Origin of the sequence: Streptomyces katrae (assembly GCF_000966975.1) — a bacterium.
In the GTDB taxonomy this organism is placed as follows: domain Bacteria; phylum Actinomycetota; class Actinomycetes; order Streptomycetales; family Streptomycetaceae; genus Streptomyces; species Streptomyces katrae.
This window is the reverse complement of sequence record NZ_JZWV01000307.1, coordinates 1-646: the sequence shown is the minus strand read 5'-3', so window position 1 is coordinate 646 and position 646 is coordinate 1. Positions and strand designations below refer to the sequence as shown.

Genomic DNA, 646 nt, shown 5'->3' with positions numbered 1-646 from the left:
CCGCTACCCCGACGGGCAGTGCCCGCCCACCGCCGACCCCGACGACCCCCGGGGCGGCCCCGCGGTCACCGGCTGGCGGTGGGCACCCCCCGCGGGCGCCTTCGAGCCCTTCCCCGGTGCCGGGTTCTTCACGGCAGGCCGGCGCAGCCCGGTCATCGCCGCCCTGCACGACCGGCTCGTGGCCGTCGACTGCGACCGCTACGAGAGCTCGGCGGACGCCGACGTCTGGGGCCCCGGCGACGTCCGCTCCTACCGGGCCTGGCAGCGCACGCTCGGCTACCACGGCCCCGACGCCGACGGGATCCCCGGCTCCACCTCGTGGGCCCGGCTCCAGGTGCCCCGCGTCGAGGGCTGACGGGGGGCGGTCCGGCGCGGGCCGTCAGTACGAGTGGTCGACCGTGACGTCGGCCGAAAGCCGCAGCGCCTCCTCGGCCGGCGCTCCGCGCAGACCCAGCAGGGTGAGGGTGAGGGCGTCGACGACGGTGAGGTGGGCCAGCCTGCTGGCGACGGTCTCCAGACCGAACACCAGGTCCTGGCCGCCCGCGACCAGCGTGCAGTCGCAGGCCTCGCTCAGCGGCGAGCGGGCGTAGCTCGTGAGGGCGACGACCTTGGCTCCGGCCCGCCGCGCGCGCCGGGCGGCGTCCAC

General features: G+C 77.7%; 2 protein-coding genes. One reads left to right on the top strand and one right to left on the bottom strand.

Translation table 11 applies throughout. The annotated features are described in order from the left end of the window. On the top strand, positions 1 to 355 hold a 355-nt coding region (locus tag VR44_RS12385; RefSeq protein WP_169791000.1), incomplete at its 5' end, for a peptidoglycan-binding protein. Positions 356 to 379: 24 nt separating this feature from the next. Here the strand turns inward: VR44_RS12385 and VR44_RS12380 are convergent. Next, a partial coding sequence (locus VR44_RS12380) for a phosphoheptose isomerase family protein (RefSeq protein ID WP_483855141.1) occupies positions 380 to 646 on the bottom strand: 267 nt, incomplete at its 5' end.